Source organism: Streptomyces chumphonensis (assembly GCF_014779715.1).
GTDB classification, from domain to species: domain Bacteria; phylum Actinomycetota; class Actinomycetes; order Streptomycetales; family Streptomycetaceae; genus Streptomyces; species Streptomyces chumphonensis.
Map to the genome: position 1 here is coordinate 1,179,032 of NZ_JACXYU010000001.1, position 24,447 is coordinate 1,203,478.

The following is a 24,447-nucleotide window of genomic DNA, read 5'->3' on the forward strand; positions in this document are numbered from 1 at the left end:
CGGCACACCCGCGGCCCCTCAGCCCAGCCGCACGCCCCCGGCCGTCGGGCGCCCGACGAACGTGCCGGCGGCCTTGTCGTGCCAGCACTGCCGCCACGGCCGGTCGAACAGGGACCAGGCGACGTTCAGCAGCCCGAGGGCCACGAGGGCCAGCACGCCGTGCAGCAGCCAGCGCACCGCTGCCGCGCCGAAGCCCGGCGGGGTCTGCTCCGCCATCCGCAGGACCTGCACCCCGCACACCTTCTTGCCGAGCGTCCGGCCCCAACGCGCCGTGGGCAGGGCCTCGTACAGCAGACCGAAGAGCAGGAAGGCTCCGACCACGACGGCGAGGTACCCGCCGGTGGTCCCGTCGATCAGCCAGATCTCCCGTGTGACGCCGGCCTGTTCGGCCGCGTCCACCTGGGCGCGCCAGTGGTCCAGCGCCTTGGGGACGAACGGCGCGGCCACGGCACCGGCTACGGCCCCCTGCACGAGCGTGTCGAGGAGCCGGGCCGCCAGCCGACGGCCGAAGGGGGCGGGTCGGGCCTGCTCCTGCGCGGCACGGAGGAACGGGTCGCTGACCGGCGGCCGCCAGGGCGTGACCGGACCGGCGCCGCCCTTCGCCTCCTCGGGCCGGGCGAGTTCGCGGACCTGCTGCGCCCAGCCGCCGGACTGCTCCTGCCCCGCGGGGGGCTGCCGCACCGGCTCCGGGGCGGGGGCCGGTGCCGGGGCGGGGGCCGCCGGGGCCGGGGCGGAGGGGGCGGGGGCGGAGGGGGCGACGGGCGCCGGTGCGGAGGGGCCGGTGGGCGCCGGGGCCTCGGCACCGGGGTGCGGCGGGCTGTCCGGCCGGGCCGCCCGCAGGGTGAACGTGGCGTCCGACCGCGAGGTCGGCGTCGGACGGGCCTCCGGCGGCGCCGTGGACGGCGGATCCTCCCGCACCGGGGCCGCCGGTTCGGGCCGCAGCCAGCCGCCCCGGGGGTCCGCGACCGGCGGACCGGCGGCGGAACCGCCGGACGTACCGGCCGCCGGACGGGCATCGGCCGGTGCCTGCGGATCCCCGGTCGGCGCGGGACGCTCGACGGACGCGGCACGCTCGGCGGGTCCGGCGGGGTCAGGGGCGTCGGCGGCGTCGGCGGCATCGGGGGATCCGGCTCCCCAGGAGACGCGCTCGGGGTCGGCACCGAAACCCGCCTGGCGGGAGGCGTCCGCCCGCCACGCCGGAGCCGGTCCGGGCTCGGACACGGAGGCCGGCTCGGGCGTCTCGTCCAGGAAGACGGGCCCGGTCTCCTCACGCGGCCCCGGAACGGCGTCCTGCGGCACGGCGGGCGCGGGGGGCGGTGCGGTCGGGGCCCCGCCGGGGAGGGGCGCGGCCGTGCCGGACCCGGCGGGCGGCGGCGCAGACGGGTCCCCGGCGCGCGGAGCGGGGCGGCTGGTGCCCGGTACCCACGCGACGCCGTCCCAGTAGCGGACGTACCCCGGGATGGACGGGTCGGGGTAATAGCCTGCGGGGGTGCTGCCGTTGGCGGATGCCGAGGGAGGCGCGCTCATCTGTCCGGTCCCGTATCTGCTTGGCCGAAGGTGGGTTGCAGCGTCCACATCTACCAGAGTCGGACCGGGGGTTGCCGGGGCGTCGCCCGACCCCATCACTTCGGGCACGAAAACTCTCCGGGCCGTCACCCGCCGAACGGATTCGGACAGGCGTGCGCGGATTCACTCCCGAAGTCGCGTAACGATCCGCCCGGTACGCGCTCTCACCGGGTGCAGTCCTGCGTCACCGCAGCATCCGAGGAAGGGTCTACGCGCATGCACACCACCGTCGAACGAGAGCTGGAGATGGTTCTGGTGCTGTCTCCGGAGCGCAGCGTCGCGGTTCCGGCGAAGCTCCTCTACCGCACCGACGACCCCTACGCCGTGCACGTCTCTTTCCACATCGGCTCCGACACCCCCGTGCACTGGACGTTCGCCAGGGAGCTGCTGGTGGAGGGCGTCTTCCGGCCGAGCGGCCACGGTGACGTGCGGGTGTGGCCGCTCTCCGCCGGCCACGGCGGGCGGCCGCAGCGGCGCAACGCGGTGTGCATGGCGCTCAGCTCGCCGGAGGGCGAGGCGCTGCTCCAGGCGCCGGCCGGTCCGGTGGCGGCGTGGGTGGAGCGGACGCTGCGGCTGGTACCGCCGGGACGCGAGTCGGCGGAGCTGGGGCTGGACGAGGCGCTGTGCGCCCTGCTCGGCGAGGAGTCGGGCGGTTGAGCCTCCCGTCGCCCGGGGCTCCGGAGCGCCGTCAGAAGAGCTTGCCCGGGTTGAGGAGGCTGAGGGGGTCGAAGACCTGCTTGACGCCGCGTTGCAGCTCCAGGCCGACGGGTCCCAGCTCGCGGGCCAGCCACTCCTTCTTCAGCAGCCCGACGCCGTGCTCGCCGGTGATCGTGCCGCCGAGTTCCAGCCCGAGGGCCATGATCTCGTCGAACGAGGCGCGGGCGCGGGCGGCTTCGTCGGGGTCGGAGGCGTCGAAGCAGACGGTGGGGTGGCTGTTGCCGTCGCCCGCGTGGGCCAGGACTCCGATGGTGAGGCCGTTGCGGTCGGCGACGGCGGCCACGCCCTTCAGCAGGTCCGCGAGCCGGCTGCGGGGCACGCAGACGTCGTCGATCATGGTGGTGCCCTTCACCCGGTCCAGCGCGACGAGCGCGGAGCGCCGGGCGGCCAGCAGCAGTTCGGACTCGGCGGCGTCCTCGGCGGGGACGACCTCGGTGGCGCCGGCGGCCTTGCACAGCCCGGCGACGGCGGCGAGGTCGGCGGCGGCGTCAGGGGTGTCGAACCCGGCGAGGAGCAGGGCCTCGGTGGTCTCGGGCAGCCCCATCCGGGTGAGGTCGTTGACGGCCCGCAGTGTGGTGCGGTCCATCAGCTCCAGCAGCGCGGGCGTGTGCGCCGGTTCGCCGCCACCGCCGTCAACGCCGCCACCGCCGCCCATGATGCGGCACACGGCGTCGCAGGCGGCCTCCACCGTGGGGAACTCGGCGGCCAGCGCGAGGGGGCGCGGCGGCTCGGGCCGCAGGGCCAGCACCGCGCGCACGACGACGCCGAGGCTGCCCTCGGAACCGACGAACAGCCGGGTCAGGTCGTAGCCGGCGACGCCCTTGGCCGTGCGGCGCCCGGTGGACAGCAGTCGCCCGTCGGCGAGGACGACGTCCAGTCCGAGGACGTACTCGGCGGTGACCCCGTACTTGACGCAGCACAGCCCTCCGGAGGCCGTGCCGATGTTGCCGCCGATCGTGCACTCCTCCCAGCTGGAGGGGTCCGGCGGGTAGCTGAGGCCGTGGGCGGCCACGGCCCGGGAGAGGTCCGCGTTGACGACGCCGGGCTCGACGACCGCGAGCCGGTCGACGGGGCTGATCTCCAGGATGCGGTCCATCTTCACCAACGACAGCACGATGCAGCCGTCGGAGGCGTTCGCGCCGCCCGACAGGCCCGTGCGGGCCCCCTGCGGCACGACGGGGGTGCGGGTGGCCGTCGCCGTCCGCATGACGTGCCGCACCTGCTCCACGGTGCGGGGCAGCACGACGACGCCGGGGGTGCCGGCGGGGCAGAACCCGGCCTGGTCCCTGGCGTAGGCGGCCGTCACGTCGGGGTCGGTGAGGACGGCCTCGCCGGGCAGTCCCTGCCGGAGTCGCTCGATCACCACGCCTGCGCCTGCGCCCATGCGTCTCAGCCTGCCAGCCGCGCGGTGACCCGGCAACGGCCGTGCGCCGGACGGGAGCTGGTGGCGTCCGTCCGGCGCACGTGCGGGTTGCGGGGCGGCTCAGAGGTTGCCGCGTCGGTCCTGCTCGCGCTCGATGGCCTCGAACAGGGCCTTGAAGTTGCCCTTGCCGAAGCCCATGGACCCGTGCCGCTCGATCATCTCGAAGAAGACGGTCGGACGGTCCTGGACGGGCTTGGTGAAGATCTGGAGCAGGTAGCCGTCCTCGTCGCGGTCGGCCAGGATCTTCAGCTCGCGCAGTTCGTCGATGGGCACGCGGGTGTCGCCGACCCACTCGCCGAGCGTGTCGTAGTACGTGTCCGGCACGTTGAGGAACTCCACGCCGGCCGCGCGCATCGTCCGCACGGTGGAGACGATGTCGTTGGTGGCGAGGGCGATGTGCTGGACGCCGGGGCCGCCGTAGAACTCGAGGTACTCGTCGATCTGCGACTTCTTCTTCGCGATCGCCGGCTCGTTGATGGGGAACTTCACCTTCTTGGTGCCGTCGGCGACGACCTTGGACATGAGCGCGGAGTACTCGGTCGCGATGTCGTCGCCGACGAACTCCTTCATGTTGGTGAAGCCCATGACCTTGTTGTAGAAGGTCACCCACTCGTTCATCTTCCCGAGCTCGACGTTGCCGACGCAGTGGTCGACGGCCTGGAAGGTGCGCCGCGCGGGGGGCTCGACGATCGGCTGCGCGGCGGCGAAGCCGGGCAGGTAGGGGCCGTCGTAGCCGGAGCGGTCGACCAGGGTGTGGCGGGTCTGGCCGTAGGTGGCGATGGCGGCGAGGACGACGGTGCCGTGCTCGTCCTTCACCTCGTACGGCTCGGCGAGCCCGGTGGCGCCGTGCTCGACGGCGTACGCGTACGCCGCGCGGGCGTCGGGCACCTCGATGGCCAGGTCCACCACACCGTCGCCGTGTTCGGCCACGTGCTCGGCGAGGAAGCGGCCGTGCTCGGTGACCGGCTTGATGACCGAGGTCAGCACGAACCGCGCCGCACCGGACTCCAGCACGTAGCTGGCCGTCTCGCGGCTGCCGTTCTCCGGCCCGGAGTAGGCGACCAGGCGCATGCCGAAGGCCGTGGAGTAGAAGTGGGCCGCCTGCTTGGCGTTGCCGACGGCGAACACGACCGCGTCCATTCCCTTGACCGGGAAGGGGTCGTCCTGCCGGGAGGTCTGGGCGTTCTGAAGGGTCTCAGTCATGTGCGCAGGGTCTCGCCGTTCCACAGGATGCGCAATAGTTTGACATGGCAATGAACAATCTGTGCAGCGGTATCGCGGAAGCACCGGGCGATCTGTACACAATGACCACGGAGGTGTGCGCATGGGCGTGGACGAGTTGGACGGCAGGCTGCTGGAGCTCCTCGCGGCGGAGCCCCGCATCGGGGTGCTGGAGGCGTCCCGCAGGCTCGGCGTGGCCCGCGGCACGGTGCAGGCCCGCCTGGACCGGCTGCAGAGCACCGGCGTCATCCGGGGGTTCGGCCCCGACGTGGACCCGGCCGCCCTCGGCTACCCGGTGACGGCGTTCGCCACCCTGGAGATCAAGCAGGGCCAGGGCGCGGACGTACGCGCCCATCTGGCCACCGTGCCGGAGGTGCTGGAGCTGCACACGATCACCGGCCACGGGGACATGCTCTGCCGCCTCGTGGCCCGCTCCAACGCCGACCTCCAGCGGGTCATCGACCGCGTGGTGGGGTTCGCGGGCATCGTGCGCGCCTCGACGGCGATCGTCATGGAGAACCCGGTGCCGCTGCGGATCGTGCCCCTGGTCCGCAAGGCGTCCGGACCCGCGGACCGCGGCGGGGCCTGACGGGTGCGGGGCGGGCGCGAGGCGGGCGCGGGGCGGGCCACGTGTCGGCGGTCGAGCGGCTCAGCAGGTCGGCGTCGGACGGTCCGCCCGGAGGTCGGCCAGCGCCTCCAGGGCGTCGTCGAGCGTGCCGACGGGGACCAGCCGCAGCCCCGGCGGGGCCTGCGCGGCCGCGTCCGCGCACTCGGCGCGCGGCACGAGGAAGACGGTCGCCCCGTCGCGCCGGGCGGCCTGGGTCTTCAGCGGAACACCGCCGACCGGGCCGACGCGTCCGGAGGCGGCGATCGTCCCGGTGCCCGCGACGGTGCGGCCGCCGGTCAGGCTGCCGTCGCCGTCCAGCGTGTCCACGATGCCGAGGGCGAACAGCAGGCCCGCGCTCGGCCCGCCGATCTCGTCGAGCCGCACGGTGACCCGCAGGTCCCCCTCGTCGAGCCCGAGTTCGTCCAGGGCGGCCCGCACGGCGGCCCGCTGGGAGTCGGCCATCCGCTCGTCGTTGTAGTCGCGGATCTCCTCGGGCGAGTCCCCGACGGGGTAGACCACCTCGCGGGGCATGACCGCCCGGTCGTGCGCGAACCACCCGGAGAGCACGTCGCCGATCCGCACGGTGGCGTCCGGACCGGTGGCCGCGATGGTGGTCATCAGCAGTTCGCCCTCCGGGTCCTTCGCCGCGTCGCCCCCGCGCACGGTGATGACCCGCTCGCCCCGGTACTCGCCGAGGACGTCGGCGGTGACGCCCGGCTGGACGAGGGTGTACGGCAGGGGGACGAGGGCGGCGGCGGCCACGAGAGCGGCCAGCACGAGGCCGCAGACGGCCAGCACCGGACGGCGGCGGGCGGCGAGAGCAGACATCACCCGTGCAATCTATGCGCTGCCTCGGGCCGGGGCCGAACCACCCGTGCGCGACGTCCCGGCGGGTGCGGCCCGCCGGGGGTCGGCGTCCGGCTCAGCGCAGGGCTTCCGCGACCTCCTGCGCGGCGGCCACGACGCGGTCGCCGACCTTCTCCGGCACCGAGTCGGAGAGCATCACCACGCCGACGCTGCCCTCTATCCCGGCCACCCCGAGCAGCGGCGCGGCGGCCCCGCTCGCGCCGGCCTCCAGTTCCCCGTGCGTCAGCACGTAGGAGTCCAGCGGGTCCGCGTCGGGGTGGCGGCCGGCGAGGATGGCCCGCCCGGCGGCGCCCCGGTCGAGGGGGTGCCGGAAGCCCGGCCGGTAGGCGACGTGGTAGTCGGTCCAGCTCGGTTCGACGACGGCGACGGCGAGCGCGTCGCTGCCGTCGACCAGGGTGAGGTGGGCGGTGGCACCGACCTCCTCGGCCAGGGAGCGCAGCGACGGCAGGGCCGCCTCCCGCACCAGGGGGTGCACCTGACGGCCGAGGCCCAGGACGCCGAGCCCGACCCGGGCCCGGCCACCGAGGTCCCGGCGGATGAGGGAGTGCTGCTCCAGCGTGGCGAGCAGCCGGTAGATCACGGTCCGGTTGACGCCGAGCTTGTGGGAGAGCTCGGTCACCGTCAGCCCGTGATCGGTGTCGGCGAGAAGTTTCAGGACTCTGAGTCCCCGGTCGAGCGTCTGAGAGGTCTCCGCGGTCACGACGCCCCCTTTTCGGGTCAGTGCCGGCGGCGTCCACCCTGCGCACGGATGCGTTGTGCGTCGCCGCCCGGGTCCCGTGGGCAGCGAAGAGGGGAGGCCACCGGTCGCGCTGGCAAGGGCCGCACCGGCTGCGCTCCGAGGCGGCGCTGCCACGGGGCGTGTGCGTGTCCGAAACTTAGCGACCCGATCCGCTCACCGGAAGACTTCGTCCAGAATCCGGGCACTCCGGGGTAGAGAGTGGCCCCCTTTTTACGCTCCATGTCCGAAAGGTGTCGGCGGCTGACCGCCGGTGTCCGGATGCCGTCGCGGGCGGCCCCACCGCGGGGGGGGTCACCGCATCCGCGTGGCCCACTCCCGCACCTTGGTGATGCGCTGGGTCAGCTGTCCCGCCGTCGCCTCGGCCGTCGGCGGCCCGCCGCACAGCCGCCGCAGCTCCGTGTGGATCACGCCGTGCGGCTTGCCGCTCTGGTGGGAGTAGGCGCCGACGAGGGAGTTGAGCTGCTTGCGCAACTCCAGCAGCTCCTTGTGCGTGACGACGGGACGGCGCTCGGCGGGCACCTCCAGCAGGTCCGCCTCCTCGTCGGGACGCCTGCGGCTGTGCGCGATCTGGCGCGCCTGCCGCTTCTGCAGGAGCAACTGCACCTGGTCCGGCTCCAGCAGACCGGGGATGCCCAGGTAGTCCTGCTCCTCCTCGCTGCCGGGATGCGCCTGCATGCCGAACTCGGCGCCGTCGTACATGACCCGGTCGAAGACGGCGTCCGACTCCAGCGCCTCGAAGGGCAGCAGGTCCTGCTCGCCGGTGTCCTCGTCCTGTTCCCGCTCGGCCTCCTTCAGCAGGTCGGCCTCCTCCGCGTACGGGTCCTCGTCCCCGCCCTTCTTCGGCTTGTCCAGGACGTGGTCGCGCTCGACCTCCATCTCGTGCGCGAAGCACAGCAGCATGGGGATGGTCGGCAGGAACACCGAGGCGGTCTCACCGCGCCGCCGGGACCGCACGAAACGCCCCACGGCCTGCGCGAAGAACAGCGGAGTGGAGATCGTCGTCGCGTACACCCCGACCGCCAGCCGGGGGACGTCCACGCCCTCGGACACCATGCGGACGGCGACCATCCAGCGGTCGTCGGAGTGGCTGAAGTCCTCGATGCGCTGGGAGGCGCCGGAGTCGTCGGACAGCACGAGCGTCGCGGAGCCGCCGGTGATCTCGCGGATGAGCTTCGCATAGGCGCGCGCGGAGTCCTGGTCGCTGGCGATCACCAGTCCGCCGGCGTCCGGGATGGCCTTGCGCACCTCGCTCAGCCGCCGGTCGGCGGCGCCGAGCACGCTCGGCATCCACTCCCCGCGCGGATCGAGCGCCGTGCGCCACGCCTGGGAGACGGCGTCCTTCGTCATCGGCTCGCCCAGCCGTGCGGCGACCTCGTCCCCGGCCTTGGTGCGCCAGCGCATGTTGCCGCTGTAGGAGAGGAAGATGACGGGCCGCACCACGCCGTCGGACAGCGCGTTGCCGTAGCCGTAGGTGTAGTCGGCCACGGAACGCCGGATGCCCGCGTTGTCCTCGGCGTACTCCACGAACGGGATGGGGTTGGTGTCGGAGCGGAACGGCGTGCCGGTCAGCGCCAGCCGCTTCGTCGCCGGTTCGAACGCCTCGAAGACCGCCTCGCCCCAGGACTTGCTGTCGCCCGCGTGGTGGATCTCGTCCAGGATCACCAGGGTCTTGCGCTGCTCGCAGCGGTTGCGGTGCAGCATGGGCCGCACGCCCACCCCCGCGTACGTCACCGCGACGCCGTGGTACTCCCGGCCGACCGGACCCGCGCTGTACTCCGGGTCCAGCTTGATGCCTATCCGGGCGGCGGCCTCCGCCCACTGCTTCTTCAGGTGCTCGGTCGGCGCGACGACGGTCACCTGCCGCACGACGTGGTGGTGCAGCAGCCAGGACGCCAGCGTCAGCGCGAACGTCGTCTTGCCGGCGCCCGGTGTGGCGACGGCGAGGAAGTCCCGGGGCTGCGCGGTGAGATAGCGGTCCATCGCACCCTGTTGCCAGGCGCGCAGCTTGCCCGCGGTGCCCCAGGGGGCACGGCCGGGGAAGGCCGGGGAGAGGTGGTGTGAGGTGGTAGTCACGGTCTCCGTGCGGTGGGGTCGACGCCAGGACCGCGCCAGCCTACCCGGCCCCGCACCCCGCCCGACCGCCACCCGGCGGTCGGACGCCGCTCACCCGAGCCGCCGCAGGAGATCCGCCACTTCCCGGCCTCCCGCGGTGCTCGGGTGTCCACCGGGGCGTTCTACTCTGTCACCACGGCGGAGGGGCGGATGGGGAGGCGGCCGATCGGGCGGCCGGTGGCGGCGCGGACGGCGGAGGCGATGGCGGCGGGCGTCACGACCAGGGGCACCGCGCTGACGGACTTCGCCCCGAAGGGCGCCACCACGTCGCGTTCCTCGACGAGTTCGACGATCCGCAGGTCCGGCGCGTCCAGTGCCGTGGGCAGGGCGTACCCGGTGAAGTCGGGGTGGCGCACGACGCCCCGGGCGACCCGCAGGTGCTCGGTGAGGGCCGCGCCGACTCCCTGGGTGAGGCCCGCCTCGATGCGGGCGCGGCACTGCGCCGGGTTGAGCACCCGGCCGACGTCCTGGGCGATCGCCAGCTCGACGACGCGGACGGAGCCCAGCTCGACGTCCACGTCGACCACGGCCCGCACGGCGGCGAAGGCCAGGCCCACGAAGGCGTCGCCCTGCCCGGTGTCGTCCAGCGGCTCGGTGGGGTGCGGGCGGCACTGGGCCGTGGCCCACAGCTCCTTGCCCTCCAGCGCCTCGGCGACCGTCGTGGACAGGACGCCGTCGTAGGAGGTGATCTTGCCGTCGGCGATGGACAGCAGCTCCGTGGACATGCCGAAGTTCGCGGCCAGCGGCTGGAGCAGCTGGGTGCGAACCATCTTGGCCGCCCGCTCCACGGCGCCGGCCGACACCCAGGTGTGCCGGCCCCGGGCGCCGGGCCCGGCGGGTGGCTGGTCGGTGTCGACGGGGGCGACGTGCACCTCGTCGACCCCCAGCACCTCCTGGACGACCTGCCGGGCCAGGGTCGTGAAGCCCTGCCCGGTCTCGACGGCGGCGCACAGCACGGTCGCGACGGCGCCGTCCACCTTCACCGTCGCCGTGGCGACCTCGTCCGTGCCCTCGGCGCCGAGCAGGTGGACCATGCCGACGGCGTGTCCCACCCCGCGCCGGACGGCGCCGGGCTCGCCCGCGCCCTCGGGGCCGCCGGGCAGGAGCCACTGGTCCGCGGGGCAGTCCTTGGGGAGCGCGGGCAGCGGCGCCTCGCGGACGTTGCGCAGAAGCTCGGCGACGGGCGCGGGGCAGGTGACGGCCTGCCCGGTGGGCAGGAGGTCGCCGGTGGCCATGACGTTGCGGGCGCGCAGCTCCGCCGGGTCCATGCCGAGCGCCTTGGCGAGCTTGTCCATCTGGCCCTCGTAGGCCGCGCAGACCTGGAGGGCGCCCTCCCCGCGCACGTGCCCGGAGGGCGGGTTGTTGGTGCGCACGGCCCAGCCGTCGATCGTCGCGTGCGGGACGACGTAGGGGCCGGCGGCGAAGGAGACGGCGGCGGCCAGCGCCTCGTGGGAGCCGTCGGCGTAGGCGCCGGCGTCCATGAGGATCTGCGCCTCGACCTTGACGAGCTTGCCCGCGCCGTCCGCGTGGTGCCGGTAGCGCAGCAGCGTGGGGTGCCGGTGGGGGTGGCCGAGGAAGGACTCCTCACGCCCGGCGGCGAGCTTGACCGGGCAGCCGGTGCGGATGGCCAGCAGGCCCAGCGGGATCTGGACGCTCAGGTCCTCGCGGTCGGCCATGGCCCCGGGCACGCCGGTGACGACGACCTTGACCTGCTCGGGCGGGAGCCCGCAGCAGGCGGCGACGCGGTCGCGGTCGGTGTGCGGGTCGGTGGAGGCGGTGTAGAGCTCCACGCCGCCGTCCACGCGCGGCACGGCGAGCCCGGCCTCGGCGCCGATGGGCGCCGGGTCCTGGCGGCCGACGCGGTAGAGCCCCTCCACGACGACGTCGCCGGTGGCGTCGGCGTCCCCGTAGCGCAGCGGCAGGTGACGCACCACGTTGCCGTCGGGGTGCAGCGGCTCGGCCTCGAAGGCCTTCTCCGGGTCGGTGACGGGTTCCAGGACCTCGTACTCGACGGCGATGGCCGCGACGGCCAGCCGGGCGGTGTCCGGGTGGTCGGCGGCGACGGCGGCGACGGCCTCGCCGTAGTGCCGCACCAGGTCGCGGGCGAAGGCCGGACGGTCGGCGACGCCCCGTCCGTGGTTGGCGTCGCCGGGCACGTCGGCGTGGGTGACGACGGCGCGCACACCGGGCATGGCCTCGGCCGGCCCGGTGTCGATGGAGACGATCCGGGCGTGGGGGTGCGGGGCCCGCAGGACGGCCGCCCACAGCAGGCCCTCGGCCCACAGGTCGGCCGCGTAGGCGTAGGTGCCCTGCGCCTTGGCGAGCGCGTCGGTGGGCAGGACGGACGCGCCGAGGCCGTGCGGTGCCGGTTCGGCGTGCGGGCGGGCGGACGGCAGCGGAGTGCCCCCGGCCGGGGTCGCCGTCACCGCGTCGCTGGACGTCACTGCGGGTCTCCCTCGTCACTGGGCCCGGCCTGCTGCGGGATGCGGGGTGCGCCGCCGGTGCCCTCGACGGCCCCGCCCCGGTCCTCGGGCTGCGGACGGGAGCGGGCCGCACGCTCGGCGGCGACCTCGCGGACGGCGTCCACGACGCCCCGGTACCCGGTGCAGCGGCACAGGTTGCCGCACAGGGCGGTGCGGATCTGCAGGTCGGTGGGGGTGTGGTTGCCCTCCAGCAGGTCGTGCGCGGTCATGGCCATGCCGGGCACGCAGAACCCGCACTGCACGCCGGACCGCTCGGCGAGGGCGCGCTGCACGTCGGAGGGGACGCCGTCGCGGGTGAGCCCCTCGACGGTGCGGATCTCGCTTCCGGCGGCGGTCGCGGCGGGCACCAGGCAGGAGGCGACGAGCCGTCCGTCGACCTGCACGGAGCAGGCGCCGCACTCGCCCTGGGAGCAGCCGTCCTTGGCACCGGCCAGGCCGAGGCGTTCGCGCAGGACGTAGAGCAGGGACTCGCCGAGCCACACGTCGGCGACGTGCCGCTCCGCGCCGTTGACGTGCAACGTGTACGAGACGAGCGGGTGTTCGTCGTCCTCGGCCGGGGGCGCGGCGGCGGACGGCTCCTCGGCGAGGTCCGACGGCGCGGTCCCGGCGGGATGGCCCGGCTCGGACGCCGCTTCGGCGGCGGACGGCCCGGCCGCGTCCGGGGCCGGCGAGGGGTGGGGGACGAAGGCGGGCGGTTCGGCGGGGAGCGCCGTGGTGTCCCACGTCCCGGTGTCGTACGGCTCGGCGCCGCCGGGTGCCGGGGCGGGCCACGGCTGCTCGGGTGGGTCGGCGGCGCCGGTGTCGGCGTGCAGCCGGCCTTCGTGGGAGCCGGCCAGTGCGGCGGCGGCTCCCTGGCCGAGTGCGGCGGCGTCCTGGCCGAGCCCGGCCGGGGGGGCCTGCCCGTCGGCGGGCAGGCCCTCGGGCGACGGGTCGGCGACGGCCGGCGCGAACGGCAGCGTCCAGGTGCCGGTGTCCGTCGGGTCCGTGGTGGCCGCGGGGGTGGGCGGTGGGATGACCGGCGGTTCCCAGCCCTGCCCGGTGCCGGGGGCAGCCAGCGGCGTGCGGCCGTCGTGGCCGGGGCCGGGCGGGCCGTGCTCCGTCACCTGCGGCGGGAGCTGGATGAACGCGGTGGCGTCGGCGTCGTACTCGCCACCCCAGCCGCCCTGCGGAGGCGCGGACGCGTCGGGGTGGGCGGACGGCGCGTGCGGGTCGTTGCTCATGCGAGCGCCCTCCCGAGTGCTCGGCGGGCCAGCGCGGCGACGGTGCGGCGCAGCTGGAGGACGGCCGGCGGCAGGGCGGGCGTCTCCCCGCCGTCCGGGCCGGGGACGGGATCGGGGATGCAGGCCATCGCCACGTAGTCGCCGAAGGCCCGCAGGGCCTCGGGGGCAAGGGCGACACCGCCCGCGACGCGGACCATGGACCAGTCGATGAGCGAGGCCACCCACTGCTCGGCCTCCAGCGGGCGCAGCGGCATGGGGGCGACGGCACCGACGGCGCAGCGCACGCCCCGCCGGGCGGGGTCGAGGACGACGGCGGCGGAGGCGAGGGCCCGGCTCGGGCCGGTGCGGCCGGTGGCCTTGAGGAACGTCTGCGGGGCGTGCAGCAGGGGCACGCGGATGTGGCCGACGACCTCGCCGGGGTTGAGCAGTTCGCGTCCGCTCAGGAGGTGGCTGACCGGCGTCTCGCGCCGGGCGCCGCCGGGACCGGCGACCACGAGCACGGCCTCCAGGGCGGCGAGGACGGGAAGGGTGTCGCCGGTGGGGGCCGCGCTGACGATGTTGCCGCCGAGGGTCCCGGCGTTGCGGGTCTGCGGCGGCCCGGCGGCGCGGGCGGCGGCGGCGAGGGCGGGGAAGAGGGCGGCGAAGTCGGGGCGGCCCATGCGGGCGTGGGTGAGTCCGGCGCCGAGGAGGCCGTGCCCGTCCTGGTACTCCCAGCTGCGGATCTCGCTGATCCGGCCGAGGCCGACGAGGGCCGCCGGGCGCAGCCGCCCGGCGTTGACGTCCACCATCAGGTCGGTGCCGCCGGCGACGGGCACGGCCGCGGGCATGGCGGTGAGTGCCGCCACGGCCTCGTCCAGCGTCGTCGGCAGGGTGACGGACCGCGTCACCCCGGGATCATGTGGCGCATGCGGTGCGTGCGTGCTCAACCCAGCTGCCCCTTCCCCGGTCTCCCGGATGCCCAGCCGTACCGTACGTGCTCACGGGGCGGACGTGGCAACTCTGGCACATGTCTTGACGCCGGAGGAGTGCAGGTCCATGACGGAATGGTGAGTTCCGCCCGGCGGGGGCGGCCGGGCGGGGGCTCGACGGCCGGGGGCCGGTGAATCGTTCCCGCGAGAACGCGCACGGATCGCGGCTGCACGTCCCCACGCTCGCAGGGCCGACCGCCCCGGTGCGGGGCGGTGCGCGGCTCTCACACGATCGGGGGCCCGGCGTCGCTCACGCGTGCGAACGCCGCAACCCGCCGGGCGCGGCCCGCCGGGGCGGGGCGCGGCGCCGCGGCACCCGGACCGGCCGCGCGGCGGCCGGCCCGGACCCGGGTCACTTCCGGCCGGCGTCCCCGCCGCCCTTGCCGTCCTTGCCGCCCTTGCCGTTCTTGTCTCCGCCGCTGGTCATGGACTCGTAGATCTCCTTGCACAGCGGGCAGACGGGGTACTTCTTCGGATCGCGTCCGGGCACCCACACTTTGCCGCAGAGCGCGACCACGGGCGTGCCGTCCATCGCGCTCGCCATGATCTTGTCCTTCTGGACATAGTGGGCGTAGCGCTCGTGGTCGCCATCACCGTGGGACACCTGGGGCGTCGGCTCGACCAGCGTTCCGGTCCCCGTGCCGCGCTCGGGCCCGGGCTCAAGAGGAGTGCTCATGGCTCCCAAGGGTACCGACCCGTCCGGGGTGCGGGACGGGCCTCAGTTGAGCGAGGGGTCGTCCGGATACGTGGCGACGAAGGCCAACTCGCCGCGCTGCCGCCGCAGCACCGCGCGCCACAGGCGCTCCGGGTCGGGCGAGGAGACGTCGCCGGGCTCGGAGTCCACGACGTACCAGGCCCCCTCCTCCACCTCGTCCTCCAACTGACCCGGGCCCCAGCCCGCGTACCCGGCGAAGATGCGCAGGAAGCCCAGCTCGGCGGCGAGGACCTCGGGCGGCGCGTCCAGGTCCACCAGCCCGATCGCCCCGTGCACCCGTCGCCAGCCGAGCGGCCCCTCGCTCCCCGGGATGAGCGCGACGCCCAGCGCGGCGTCCAGCGACACCGGGCCGCCCTGGAAGACGACCCCGGGGGCGCCCGCGATCTCCGCCCACGCCTGAAGGATGTCGCCCACGCCGACGGGGGTGGGGCGGTTGAGGACGACGCCCAGGGAGCCGCCCCGGTCGTGGTCGAGGAGGAGCACGACGGCACGCTCGAAGTTCGGATCGGTCAGTGCCGGAGTGGCGACCAGCAGCCGTCCGGTGAGCGAGGACACCTCGGAGGACATGCGCCCATGATTCCGTACGCGGCGCACCGCGGTCCACGCGCTCCGGCAGGTGCGCCACCCGTGGTGTTTCTCCTGGTGACGGCGTACGGGGGCGCGGACGGGCCGCGCCCGGGCGCCGGGCCCGCCCGGGGCGGGGCGTGCCGCGCGCCCCCGGGCCCGGGCGCGCGGGACCGCGCGGGACCTCCGTGGCCCGGCCGACCGGCGGCTACCATTCCTCTGTCTCCCGCCCACTTGTTCGTCCCCCGCCCAGTTTGTAGAGATCGCGAGTTACATGACCGGCAACGAAGACGTCCTGCTCGTCCACGGCGGCACCCCGCTGGAGGGTGAGATCCGGGTCCGCGGCGCGAAGAACCTCGTGCCCAAGGCGATGGTCGCGGCCCTCCTCGGCGGCGAACCGAGCCGCCTGCGCAACGTCCCCGACATTCGTGACGTGCGGGTCGTCCGGGGACTGCTGGAGCTGCACGGGGTGACGGTGCGCACCGGCTCGGAGGCCGGTGAGCTGGTGCTCGACCCGTCGAACGTGGAGAGCGCCGACGTCGCCGACATCGACGCGCACGCCGGCTCCTCGCGCATTCCCATCCTGTTCTGCGGCCCGCTGCTGCACCGGCTGGGCCACGCCTTCATCCCCGGCCTGGGCGGCTGCGACATCGGCGGCCGGCCGATCGACTTCCACTTCGACGTGCTGCGCCAGTTCGGTGCCACGATCGAGAAGCGCCCCGAGGGCCAGTACCTGGAGGCCCCGCAGCGGCTGCGCGGCACGAAGATCAAGCTGCCGTACCCCTCGGTGGGCACCACCGAGCAGGTCCTGCTCACGGCCGTCCTGGCCGAAGGCGTGACGGAGCTGTCGAACGCCGCCGTCGAGCCGGAGATCGAGGACCTCATCTGCGTCCTGCAGAAGATGGGCGCGATCATCTCCCTCGACACCGACCGCACCATCCGCATCACCGGTGTGGACCGGCTGGGCGGCTACCAGCACCGGGCCCTGCCCGACCGGCTGGAGGCCGCGTCCTGGGCGTGCGCCGCCCTGGCGACCGAGGGCAGCGTGTACGTGCACGGCGCCAGCCAGCGCGAGATGCTCACGTTCCTCAACACCTACCGGAAGGTGGGCGGCGCCTTCGCCGTGGAGGACGACGGCATCCGCTTCTGGCACCCCGGCGGCCCGCTGAAGGCGATCGCGCTGGAGACGGACGTCCACCCGGGGTTCCAGACGGACTGGCAGCAGCCGCTCGTCGTGGCCCTCACCCAGGCATCGGGCCTGTCGATCGTGCACGAGACGGTGTACGAGTCGCGGCTCGGCTTCACCGAGGCCCTGAACCAGATGGGTGCGCACATCCAGCTCTACCGGGAGTGCCTGGGCGGCACGCCGTGCCGCTTCGGGCAGCGCAACTTCCTGCACTCGGCCGTGGTGTCGGGCCCGACGAAACTCCAGGCCTCCGAACTGGTGATCCCGGACCTGCGGGGCGGGTTCTCCTACCTCATCGCGGCGCTGGCGGCCCAGGGGACGTCCCGCGTGCACGGCATCGAGCTCATCAACCGGGGCTACGAGAACTTCATGGAGAAGCTCCCCGGCCTCGGCGCGAAGGTGGAGGCGGCGTAGCCCGTCCGCGCGCACACGGCGAGGGGCGGCCGCTCCGGCCCCGGGGGCCGGGGCGGCCGCCCCTGGTTGCCGTGGGTTACTTGCCCTTGGCGGCTTCCTTCAGCTTCGAGCCCGCGGACACCTTGACGCTGTAGCCGGCCGGGATCTGGATGGGGTCGCCGGTCTGCGGGTTGCGGGCGGTGCGAGCGGCACGGTGGGTGCGCTCAAAGGTGAGGAAACCCGGGATGGTGACCTTCTCGTCGCCCTTCGCGACGACCTCGCCGACGGTCTCGGCGAAGGCGGCCAGAACGGCGTCGGCGTCCTTGCGGGTCACCTCGGCGCGGTCGGCCAGGGCGGCCACCAGCTCAGTGCGGTTCATGTGTGTTACTCCCGTGTTCTTCTTGCCGTTGAGGCGTGAGACGAAGCCGATGCTGCCAGGGCCCTCGGACAGTGCCGCGACCCGGGGTCTGCTCCCAGACCCTCGCGCCCGGCACGCATCCTGCCCGCACCAGTGGCGGGAAAGCCAATCCGGGGCCGTCGCATCACACGAAAAGCTCCGCCGTCCCGTCGCGCTGACGTTCCGCAGGCTTTGTCCGCCCGCAACCCTACGGCCGCCGGGCCGCGCGTCATCCCGCGACGCGCCGTACCCCCGCGTCGCGGGACGCCCCGACGTCCGGGTGCCCACCGTGCGGCGTTCACCCGGACGCGGGGCGGCGCCCGCCCGGAGACGGCCCGCGGCCGTGCGGGTCAGTTCGCCGGAGCCGCCTTCGCGGCCTCCCGGACGGCGTCCGCCACCGCACCGGAGACCTTCTCGTTGAAGACACTCGGAATGATGTAGTTCGCGTTGAGCTCGTCCTCGCCCACGACGTCGGCCAGGGCGCGGGCCGCGGCCAGCATCATCCCGTCGGTCACGGTGTGGGACTGGGCGTCCAGCAGGCCGCGGAAGACGCCGGGGAAGACGAGGACGTTGTTGATCTGGTTGGGGAAGTCCGAGCGGCCGGTGGCCACGACGGCGGCGGTCCGGCGCGCCACGGCCGGGTCGATCTCCGGGTCCGGGTTGGCGAGCGCGAAGACGATGGCGCCCTCGGCCATGGCCGCGACGTCCTCGGCGGACAGGACGTCGGGGGCCGAGACGCCGATGAAGACGTCCGCGCCCGCCACGGCCTCCTTGAGCGTGCCGGTGACGCCGTCGGGGTTGGTGTTGTCGGCGATCCAGCGCAGCGCGGTGCCGCCGTCGGCCGCCTTGAGGTCGTCGCGCTCGCAGTGCACGACGCCGTTGATGTCGCACACGACGGCGTGCTTGACGCCGGCCGCCATGAGCAGCTTGAGGATGGCGGTGCCGGCGGCCCCGGCGCCGGACATGACCACCCGCACGTCGCCGATCGCCTTGCCGACGACGCGCAGCGCGTTGTGCAGGGAGGCGAGCACCACGATGGCGGTGCCGTGCTGGTCGTCGTGGAAGACGGGGATGTCCAGGGCCTCGCGCAGCCGGGCCTCGATCTCGAAGCAGCGGGGGGCCGAGATGTCCTCCAGGTTGATGCCCGCGAATCCGGGGGCGATGGCCTTGACGATCTCCACGATGGCGTCGGTGTCCTGGGTGTCCAGGCACAGCGGCCAGGCGTCGATCCCGGCGAACCGCTTGAAGAGGGCGGCCTTGCCCTCCATGACGGGCAGCGCGGCCTGCGGCCCGATGTTGCCCAGCCCCAGGACGGCCGAGCCGTCGGTGACGACGGCGACGCTGTTGCGCTTGATCGTCAGCCGCCGGGCGTCCTCGGGGTTCTCCGCGATCTGCGTGCAGACGCGGGCGACACCGGGGGTGTAGACCATCGAGAGGTCGTCGCGATTGCGAATGGGGTGCTTGGACGACATCTCGATCTTGCCGCCGAGGTGCATGAGGAACGTACGGTCGGAGACCTTCCCGAGCGTGACGCCGTCGATCTCGCCGAGCCTGTCCACGATCCGCGCGGCGTGGTCGGTCGAGGTCGCGGCGACCGTGACGTCGATGCGCAGCCGCTCGTGGCCGGACGCGGTGACGTCAAGGGCGGTGACGTGACCTCCGGACGACTCCACGACGGTGGTGATCTGGCTGACCGCCGAGCCGCCGACCGGAACCTCCAGCCGGACGGTCATCGAGTAGGAGACGCTGGGCGCCGTTGCCATGCCGACTTCCTCTGCTTTCCCTCATGCACTTCGCGGGTGCGCGTTTGCCTCCGAATCGTCGCACCTACCTCCGGGTACGCGGTAAGCGGACCTTGATTCGGAAAGATAATTCCACGATACGAGAGAAAGCGTGCCGACGGAAGTCCCTCCCCCCGCACCGCCCGGTTCGGACCGCTCCGTGACCGGACGCACAACCGGCCTTGCCCACAAGGGAATCCCGTTTGTTAGCCTGGACGTGGCGTCGGCCCGATCCATGCCCCCGGGCCCAACCATCGTCGCTGCGAGCGACCACTTGCCGCGAGGCGAGCTGGCGGGTCGGCGCCACCTGACACGTCCGTGAGGCGGGTCCCGCACCGGGACCCGCCTCACCGCGTTCCGCGCCCCCTCCCCGCCCGGGGCGCCCCTACTCCCGCAGCAGGTCCGGCACCCCGTCCCCGTCCGGCAGGTCACGCTCGCCGGAGAGGATCGTCAGCCGCTGCGTGGCCCGGGTGAGGGCGACGTAGAGCACCCGCAGCCCGGCCGGGGACTCGTCGGCGATCTCGGCCGGCGTGACGACGAGCGTCGCGTCGTACTCCAGCCCCTTCGCCTCCAGGCTGCCGAGCGCGACGACCCGGTCACCGAGGCCGGCCAGCCAGCGGCCCGCCCGCTCCCGCGCGGCCATGGGGACGACCACCCCGACCGTGCCCTCCACCTCGTCGAGCAGCAGCTCCGCCTCCCGGCGCACCGCGTCGCCGAGGCCGCCGGGACGGCCGCGGGAGTCGGCGGGGCCGCCGACGACGGCGAAGCGGGGCACGAGGCCGGTCGAGCGCACCGCCTTGGGCGGTTGGGTTCCCGGCATGGCCAGCGCCAGGACGCGCGAGGCCAGCTCCGCGATCTCCGACGGGTTGCGGTAGTTGACGGTCAGCTCGAACCGCCGCCGGGGGCGGGTGCCGAGAGCCTCCCGCCGCGCCTCGGCCGCGTCCTCCTGGTCCGACCAGGACGACTGCGCCGGATCGCCGACCACCGTCCACGTGGCCTGCCGTCCGCGCCGGCCCACCATCCGCCACTGCATGGGGGTGAGGTCCTGCGCCTCGTCCACGATGACGTGGGCGTAGTCGCGGCGGTCCTCCCCCGCCCGCTCGGCCCGGGTCGCCCGGCGCGTGGGGTCGCGGTCGGCCGCCGTGGTCAGCTCGGCCAGGCCGGTCAACTGGTCCAACGGGTCCACCTCCCGCTTCCTCGGCCGCGCCGGCGCGCCGAGGACCTGCTGGAGCTCGTCCAGCAGCGCGACGTCGTGCACGGACAGCGGGCCCTGCCCGGCGGCGTCCAGCCGGGACAGCGAGCGGGCGAGGCGGCGCACCTCGCGGGGCTGCAGCACCCGGCGCGCCCAGCGGCCGAGGCGCCGCTCGTCGCGCAGGGCCGCGAGCACGAGCCGGGGCGTCAGCTCCGGCCACCAGGCGGCCAGGAACTCCTGGAAGGCGTCCTCCTCCGAGACGTCGTCGTCGAACGCCTGCCGCGCCTCGGCCGCCAGCTCCGGGTCGCTGCCCGGCGGGTGGCGCACGGGCCCGCCCGCCTTCTCCCACAGCGCGTCGAGCAGCAGCTTGCGGGCTCGGGGGCGCAGCAGGTTGACCGGCGCGGTGCCGCCGAGCGCGGCCGTCCGCACGGCCCGCAGCTCCTCGGCGTCCAACTCGACGCGGGCGCCGAAGACGACCACCCGCAGCCCGGCCCCCGCCCCGCCGGCCTGCTCCAACGTGCCGCGCGCGGCACGGCGCAGCACCTTCGCCATCCGGCTGGAGCCCTTGATCCGCGCGACGTCCATGGGGTCGTACGCGGCGGCCTCCGCTCCGTCGACGAGGGAGCCGAGCGCCCGGATCGCCACCTGCCCCTCCTCCCCCAGCGAGGGCAGCACGCCCTCGGTGTAGGAGACGAGCAGCGGGGTGGGACTGACGACGAGGATGCCGCCCGCGTACCGGCGCCGGTCCTGGTAGAGCAGGTAGGCCGCCCGGTGCAGGGCGACGGCCGTCTTGCCCGTGCCCGGTCCGCCCTCCACCTCGGTGACGGACGCGGCCGGGGCCCGGATGACCTCGTCCTGCTCGGCCTGGATGGAGGCGACGATGTCCCGCATGGTGTGGCCGCGGGCGCGGCCGAGCGCGGCCATCAGCGCCCCGTCGCCGACGACCGGCAGTTCCGCGCCGGCCAGGCGGGCGGTCAGTTCCGGCCGCAGCAGGTCGTCCTCGACGCCGAGGACCCGGCGGCCCCGGGAGCGGATGACCCGGCGACGGACGACGCGGCCGGGGGCGACGGGGGTGGCCCGGTAGAAGGGGGCGGCGGCGGGGGCGCGCCAGTCGATGACGAGCGGGGCGTAGTCGGCGTCGAGCACGCCGAGCCGGCCGATGTGCAGGGTCTCGGCGATGTCGGCGGTCATGTCCGGGCGGACCGCTCCCTCGGCGGGCTCCACGGAGGTGTAGGCGCCGTCGGGGCCCCGCTCCCCGTCCTTGCCGTCCAGCAGGTCGATGCGGCCGAAGAGGAAGTCCTCGAACTCGCTGTTGAGCCGGTTCAGGTGGACGCCGGCGCGGAACACCTGGGCGTCCCGTTCGGCGAGCGCGCCGGGCGTGCCGACCTGGGCGCGCCGGCCCGCGTCGGCCATCAGGAACTCGGCGTCGTGGATCTTCTCCGCCAGGCGGCGGTAGACCGCGTCCAGGTGGTTCTGCTCGGCGTGGATCTCGCGTTCCCGCACGCCGGTGTCCTGCGCCTCCAACGCAAGGGCCCCCTTCCGCTGTGTCCAGGGCAGCCGTCCACCGTACGCGACCCGGGCCCCCCTGCGCACGCACGACGACCCGGGGTGAGCTGCGGCGACGGGCGCGACGCCGCTCAGCCGGGGACGGTGACGAGGTGCTCCCCGTCCAGGGTGCGCACCTCGAAGCGGGCGATCTCGGGACGGTCGTAGGCGGCACCGCCCACGTACAGGCGCGGTTCCTCCCAGCCGTAGCCGCCGGCGGGCACCGACCACGTGGTGACCGTCTGCTCGGTCCCGTCGGTGCCGACGGCCACGAGGCCGCAGGTCCGCGGCCCGGTGACGCCGTCGAGCCGCACGGCGATCTCCGTGCCCCAGGCGCGCGGCACGGTGGAGACGGTGGCGGCGACCCGGGTGCCGGGGTCGGTGGCCGTCAGCTTGTCGCCGTCGGCGAAGACGGCCTCGGCCGCGCCGCGCGCCTGCGCCGGGCCGCCGTCCCGCTCGCTCCAGGCGGCGCCGGCGACCGGACCGGCGACGAGGAGGACGACGGCCGCGGCGACCAGGGCGAGCCGCCGACCGCGCCGCCGCCGCGCGGTGGCCGCGACCTCGTCGAGCAGCCCCGCCAGCAGCCCCGGACCGGGGCGGGCGGTGAGCGCGTCGGCGCCCGGGGCGTCCCGCGCGTACTCGGCGAGCACGGGACCGAGGCCCAGCAGTTCCTCCAACTCGCGCCCGCAGGCGCTGCACACGGCCAGGTGCTCCTCGAAGCGCGCCGCGTCGGCGGGGTCCAGCACACCGATGGCGTAGGCACCGACGTCCGTGTGGTGCGCGTGCGGGTCCCCGGTGGTCATGCCGTCACCCCCTTCTCCTCCAGCGAGAGCTTCATCGAGCGCAGCGCGTAGAAGACCCGGGACCGGACGGTACCGGGCGGCACCCGGAGCACTTCGGCCGCCTCGTTCACCGTGCGGCCCTTGAAGTACGTCTCCACCAGCGCCTCGCGGTGGGCGTCGGTGAGATCGGCCATGGCCTCGGAGATCGTCATGAGGCGCAGCGCGCGGTCGATCTCGTCGGCGGCCGGGATCGTCTCCAGCGGCGCGGCGTCCACCTCCTGCGGCCGGGCCCGTCGGCTGCGGTGACCGTCGATGACGATGCGGCGGGCGACCGTCACCAGCCACGGCCGCACCGACCCGGTGGCCCGCTGGAGCTGTTCGGCGTTGCGCCAGGCGCGCAGCAGCGTCTCCTGCACGACGTCCTCGGCGCGGTGGCGGTCGCCGCCGACCAGGCGCAGCACGAAGGCCAGCAGCGGTCCGGCGTGCTCGTCGTAGAGGGCTCGCATGAGGGCGTCGTCCTGCGACGTTCGGTCGGCCACGCCGGCATCCTCACTCACGGTGCGCCCCCCGGTCGATACGACGTGCGAGTTCTTGGCGCGTTCCGCGCCCACCCTTGCATACGGGCGGGGCACGCACTCCGTTCAGCCGGTGGGGCGCGGATCTCTCACCCGGAGGCGTCGACGGCCAGCCGGTAGCCGCGCTTGACGACCGTCTGGATCAACTTGGGCGCGCCCAGCGCGGAGCGCAGCCGGGCCATGGCCGTCTCGACGGCGTGCTCGTCGCGGCCCGCGCCCGGCAGCGCCCGCAGGAGGTCGGCGCGCGGCACCACCCAGCCGGGCCGCGCGGCCAGCGCGCCCAGCAGCGCCATTCCGGCGGGCGGGACGGGGCGCAGCTCGCCATCGACGACGACGGCGTGACCGCGGATCTCCAGCCATCGCCCGCCCACGGGCAACGGCCGTACCGCGCCCGGTAGTTCCGCGCACAGCAGCTGCACGAGCGGTCCGAGGCGGAAGCGTTCGGGCTGGGAGGTCGGGACGTCGTGGCGTTCCAGGACCGCCGCCGTCACCGGGCCGACGCAGGCGGGGAGCACGTCCGCGCGCAGCGCCGCCAGCACCTCCTCGCGCAGTCCGCGCTCCTCGGACCGGCGCAGCAGGGACAGCGCGGCGGGGGCGCTGGTGAAGGTGACCGCGTCCAGGGCCCGGGCGCGCAGGGCGTCGATCAGCCGGTCGAGCGCGGACGGGTCCTCCGGCGGCAGCCAGCGGTAGACGGGGACGGGCACGACCTCCGCGCCCGCCGAGCGCAGCGCCTCGCTGAAGCCCGGCAGGGGCTCGCCGTGCAGCTGGACCGCGATGCGGCGGCCCGCCACGCCCTGGGCCAGCAGCCGTGCGCGGACCTCGGCCATCGACTCCGACTCGGGGTACCACGCCTCGGTCAGCCCGGCGGCACGGATCGCGCCGCGCACCTTGGGCCCCCGGGCCAGCAGCTCGACGCCGTCGAGGCGGGCGAGCAGGTCCTCGCCCAGACCCCAGCCGTGGGCGGCCTCGATCCAGCCGCGGAAGCCGATGGCCGTGGTGGCGATGACGGTGTCGGGGGCGGCGGCCAGGAGCCGCTCGGTGGTGCTGAGGAGTTCGGAGTCGTCGGTGAGCGGCACGATGCGCAGGGCGGGGGCGTGCTGCACCACGGCGCCCCGGCGTTCGAGGAGCGCGATCAGCTCCTCGGCCCGGCGGGCCGCCGTGACGCCGATCGTGAAGCCCGCGAGGGGCTTGATGTCGTGCGTGGGTTCTTGCATGGGAAGTGGTCCTCGTCCCCTGGGGTCGCACACCGTGCAACCGAGCCTGCCCGTGCCGCGTGACAGGCTCGGTTCCACCGCGTTTCCCGCCTGTTACGCGGGGGTTCCGCCGTTCGTCGGATCGTCGTCGGCGGCACCGCCGCAGTGCCACCCCGTTCCGGTGGCGGTGCCGCCGGAACG

General features: G+C 74.7%; 20 protein-coding genes. 3 read left to right on the plus strand and 17 right to left on the minus strand.

Translation table 11 applies throughout. From position 1 onward, the window contains the following. Positions 1–18: 18 nt before the first annotated feature. Positions 19–1,527 (minus strand): RDD family protein, encoded by a 1,509-nt coding sequence (locus IF129_RS04990; protein WP_191208134.1) that lies wholly within the window; start codon positions 1,525–1,527, stop codon positions 19–21. 255 nt (positions 1,528–1,782) lie between these two features. Between IF129_RS04990 and IF129_RS04995 the strand changes: the two genes are divergently transcribed. Continuing rightward, entirely contained in the window at positions 1,783–2,223 is a 441-nt protein-coding gene (locus IF129_RS04995) for an SsgA family sporulation/cell division regulator (RefSeq protein ID WP_191208135.1), read from the plus strand. A 31-nt stretch (positions 2,224–2,254) separates the two neighbouring features. Here IF129_RS04995 and IF129_RS05000 read toward each other — a convergent pair whose 3' ends face one another. Together IF129_RS05000 and hppD are read right to left on the minus strand one after the other, a co-directional pair. Further along, positions 2,255–3,667 (minus strand): FAD-binding oxidoreductase, encoded by a 1,413-nt coding sequence (locus IF129_RS05000; RefSeq protein ID WP_191208136.1) that lies wholly within the window; start codon positions 3,665–3,667, stop codon positions 2,255–2,257. Between the two features lie 99 nt (positions 3,668–3,766). Further along, positions 3,767–4,909 carry a 4-hydroxyphenylpyruvate dioxygenase gene (gene hppD / locus IF129_RS05005; RefSeq protein WP_191208137.1) on the minus strand — a complete coding sequence of 381 codons (1,143 nt, stop codon included), beginning with the start codon at positions 4,907–4,909 and terminating at the stop codon, positions 3,767–3,769. Between the two features lie 121 nt (positions 4,910–5,030). On the opposite strand from hppD, the gene IF129_RS05010 reads away from it, so the two are divergent. After that, the gene (locus IF129_RS05010; RefSeq protein ID WP_191208138.1) at positions 5,031–5,516 is read left to right on the plus strand and encodes an Lrp/AsnC family transcriptional regulator; all 486 of its coding nucleotides are present in this window, start codon (positions 5,031–5,033) and stop codon (positions 5,514–5,516) included. Positions 5,517–5,576: 60 nt separating this feature from the next. Here the strand turns inward: IF129_RS05010 and IF129_RS05015 are convergent, their stop codons facing one another. From IF129_RS05015 to IF129_RS05050, 8 genes are all read right to left on the minus strand, one after another. Beyond that, entirely contained in the window at positions 5,577–6,362 is a 786-nt protein-coding gene (locus IF129_RS05015; protein WP_191208139.1) for a S16 family serine protease, read from the minus strand. Between the two features lie 94 nt (positions 6,363–6,456). Then, positions 6,457–7,101, minus strand: a complete 645-nt coding sequence (locus tag IF129_RS05020) for an IclR family transcriptional regulator (protein ID WP_191208140.1) — start codon at positions 7,099–7,101, stop codon at positions 6,457–6,459. A gap of 330 nt (positions 7,102–7,431) precedes the next feature. Beyond that, positions 7,432–9,213, minus strand: a complete 1,782-nt coding sequence (locus tag IF129_RS05025; protein WP_191208141.1) for a DEAD/DEAH box helicase — start codon at positions 9,211–9,213, stop codon at positions 7,432–7,434. Positions 9,214–9,374: 161 nt separating this feature from the next. Then, positions 9,375–11,696 carry a xanthine dehydrogenase family protein molybdopterin-binding subunit gene (locus tag IF129_RS05030; RefSeq protein WP_381480134.1) on the minus strand — a complete coding sequence of 774 codons (2,322 nt, stop codon included), beginning with the start codon at positions 11,694–11,696 and terminating at the stop codon, positions 9,375–9,377. Further along, positions 11,693–12,955 carry a 2Fe-2S iron-sulfur cluster-binding protein gene (locus IF129_RS27050; RefSeq protein ID WP_191208142.1) on the minus strand — a complete coding sequence of 421 codons (1,263 nt, stop codon included), beginning with the start codon at positions 12,953–12,955 and terminating at the stop codon, positions 11,693–11,695. The genes IF129_RS05030 and IF129_RS27050 overlap by 4 nt, the downstream gene beginning before the upstream one ends. After that, positions 12,952–13,881 carry an FAD binding domain-containing protein gene (locus IF129_RS05040; protein WP_191208143.1) on the minus strand — a complete coding sequence of 310 codons (930 nt, stop codon included), beginning with the start codon at positions 13,879–13,881 and terminating at the stop codon, positions 12,952–12,954. Before IF129_RS05040 ends, IF129_RS27050 begins: the two co-directional genes overlap by 4 nt. A 394-nt stretch (positions 13,882–14,275) precedes the next feature. Continuing rightward, on the minus strand, positions 14,276–14,599 hold the full coding sequence (locus IF129_RS05045; RefSeq protein ID WP_191208144.1) for a DUF3039 domain-containing protein: 324 nt from the start codon (positions 14,597–14,599) through the stop codon (positions 14,276–14,278). A 42-nt stretch (positions 14,600–14,641) separates the two neighbouring features. Beyond that, the gene (locus IF129_RS05050) at positions 14,642–15,205 is read right to left on the minus strand and encodes a YqgE/AlgH family protein (protein ID WP_191208145.1); all 564 of its coding nucleotides are present in this window, start codon (positions 15,203–15,205) and stop codon (positions 14,642–14,644) included. Between the two features lie 271 nt (positions 15,206–15,476). Between IF129_RS05050 and murA the strand changes: the two genes are divergently transcribed. Continuing rightward, positions 15,477–16,802 (plus strand): UDP-N-acetylglucosamine 1-carboxyvinyltransferase, encoded by a 1,326-nt coding sequence (murA, locus tag IF129_RS05055; protein WP_191208146.1) that lies wholly within the window; start codon positions 15,477–15,479, stop codon positions 16,800–16,802. A gap of 76 nt (positions 16,803–16,878) precedes the next feature. On the opposite strand, the gene IF129_RS05060 is transcribed toward murA, so the two are convergent. The 6 genes from IF129_RS05060 to IF129_RS05085 all read right to left on the minus strand — a co-directional run bounded on the left by IF129_RS05060 (position 16,879) and on the right by IF129_RS05085 (position 24,267). Then, a complete protein-coding gene (locus IF129_RS05060; protein WP_191208147.1) occupies positions 16,879–17,160 on the minus strand; it encodes an HU family DNA-binding protein in 282 nt (93 codons plus the stop codon). A 368-nt stretch (positions 17,161–17,528) separates the two neighbouring features. Then, positions 17,529–18,941 carry an NAD-dependent malic enzyme gene (locus tag IF129_RS05065; protein ID WP_191208148.1) on the minus strand — a complete coding sequence of 471 codons (1,413 nt, stop codon included), beginning with the start codon at positions 18,939–18,941 and terminating at the stop codon, positions 17,529–17,531. A gap of 403 nt (positions 18,942–19,344) precedes the next feature. Next, positions 19,345–21,708 (minus strand): HelD family protein, encoded by a 2,364-nt coding sequence (locus tag IF129_RS05070; protein WP_381480309.1) that lies wholly within the window; start codon positions 21,706–21,708, stop codon positions 19,345–19,347. 80 nt (positions 21,709–21,788) lie between these two features. After that, positions 21,789–22,499, minus strand: a complete 711-nt coding sequence (locus IF129_RS05075; protein ID WP_191208150.1) for an anti-sigma factor family protein — start codon at positions 22,497–22,499, stop codon at positions 21,789–21,791. Beyond that, positions 22,496–23,035: a sigma-70 family RNA polymerase sigma factor gene (locus tag IF129_RS05080; protein ID WP_381480130.1), complete on the minus strand. Its 540-nt coding sequence runs from the start codon at positions 23,033–23,035 to the stop codon at positions 22,496–22,498. Before IF129_RS05080 ends, IF129_RS05075 begins: the two co-directional genes overlap by 4 nt. A gap of 107 nt (positions 23,036–23,142) precedes the next feature. Further along, entirely contained in the window at positions 23,143–24,267 is a 1,125-nt protein-coding gene (locus IF129_RS05085; protein WP_191208152.1) for a uroporphyrinogen-III synthase, read from the minus strand. Positions 24,268–24,447 lie beyond the last annotated feature (180 nt).

Coding starts and splice junctions, on each gene's coding strand:
- IF129_RS05075 (WP_191208150.1), bottom strand. CDS start 22,499: ATGACCACCGGGGACCCGCACGCGCACCACACGGACGTCGGTGCCTAC.
- murA (WP_191208146.1), top strand. CDS start 15,477: ATGACCGGCAACGAAGACGTCCTGCTCGTCCACGGCGGCACCCCGCTG.
- IF129_RS05045 (WP_191208144.1), bottom strand. CDS start 14,599: ATGAGCACTCCTCTTGAGCCCGGGCCCGAGCGCGGCACGGGGACCGGA.
- IF129_RS04990 (WP_191208134.1), bottom strand. CDS start 1,527: ATGAGCGCGCCTCCCTCGGCATCCGCCAACGGCAGCACCCCCGCAGGC.
- IF129_RS05060 (WP_191208147.1), bottom strand. CDS start 17,160: ATGAACCGCACTGAGCTGGTGGCCGCCCTGGCCGACCGCGCCGAGGTG.
- IF129_RS05010 (WP_191208138.1), top strand. CDS start 5,031: ATGGGCGTGGACGAGTTGGACGGCAGGCTGCTGGAGCTCCTCGCGGCG.
- IF129_RS05015 (WP_191208139.1), bottom strand. CDS start 6,362: ATGTCTGCTCTCGCCGCCCGCCGCCGTCCGGTGCTGGCCGTCTGCGGC.
- IF129_RS05065 (WP_191208148.1), bottom strand. CDS start 18,941: ATGGCAACGGCGCCCAGCGTCTCCTACTCGATGACCGTCCGGCTGGAG.
- IF129_RS04995 (WP_191208135.1), top strand. CDS start 1,783: ATGCACACCACCGTCGAACGAGAGCTGGAGATGGTTCTGGTGCTGTCT.
- IF129_RS27050 (WP_191208142.1), bottom strand. CDS start 12,955: ATGAGCAACGACCCGCACGCGCCGTCCGCCCACCCCGACGCGTCCGCG.
- IF129_RS05000 (WP_191208136.1), bottom strand. CDS start 3,667: ATGGGCGCAGGCGCAGGCGTGGTGATCGAGCGACTCCGGCAGGGACTG.
- IF129_RS05050 (WP_191208145.1), bottom strand. CDS start 15,205: ATGTCCTCCGAGGTGTCCTCGCTCACCGGACGGCTGCTGGTCGCCACT.
- hppD (WP_191208137.1), bottom strand. CDS start 4,909: ATGACTGAGACCCTTCAGAACGCCCAGACCTCCCGGCAGGACGACCCC.
- IF129_RS05085 (WP_191208152.1), bottom strand. CDS start 24,267: ATGCAAGAACCCACGCACGACATCAAGCCCCTCGCGGGCTTCACGATC.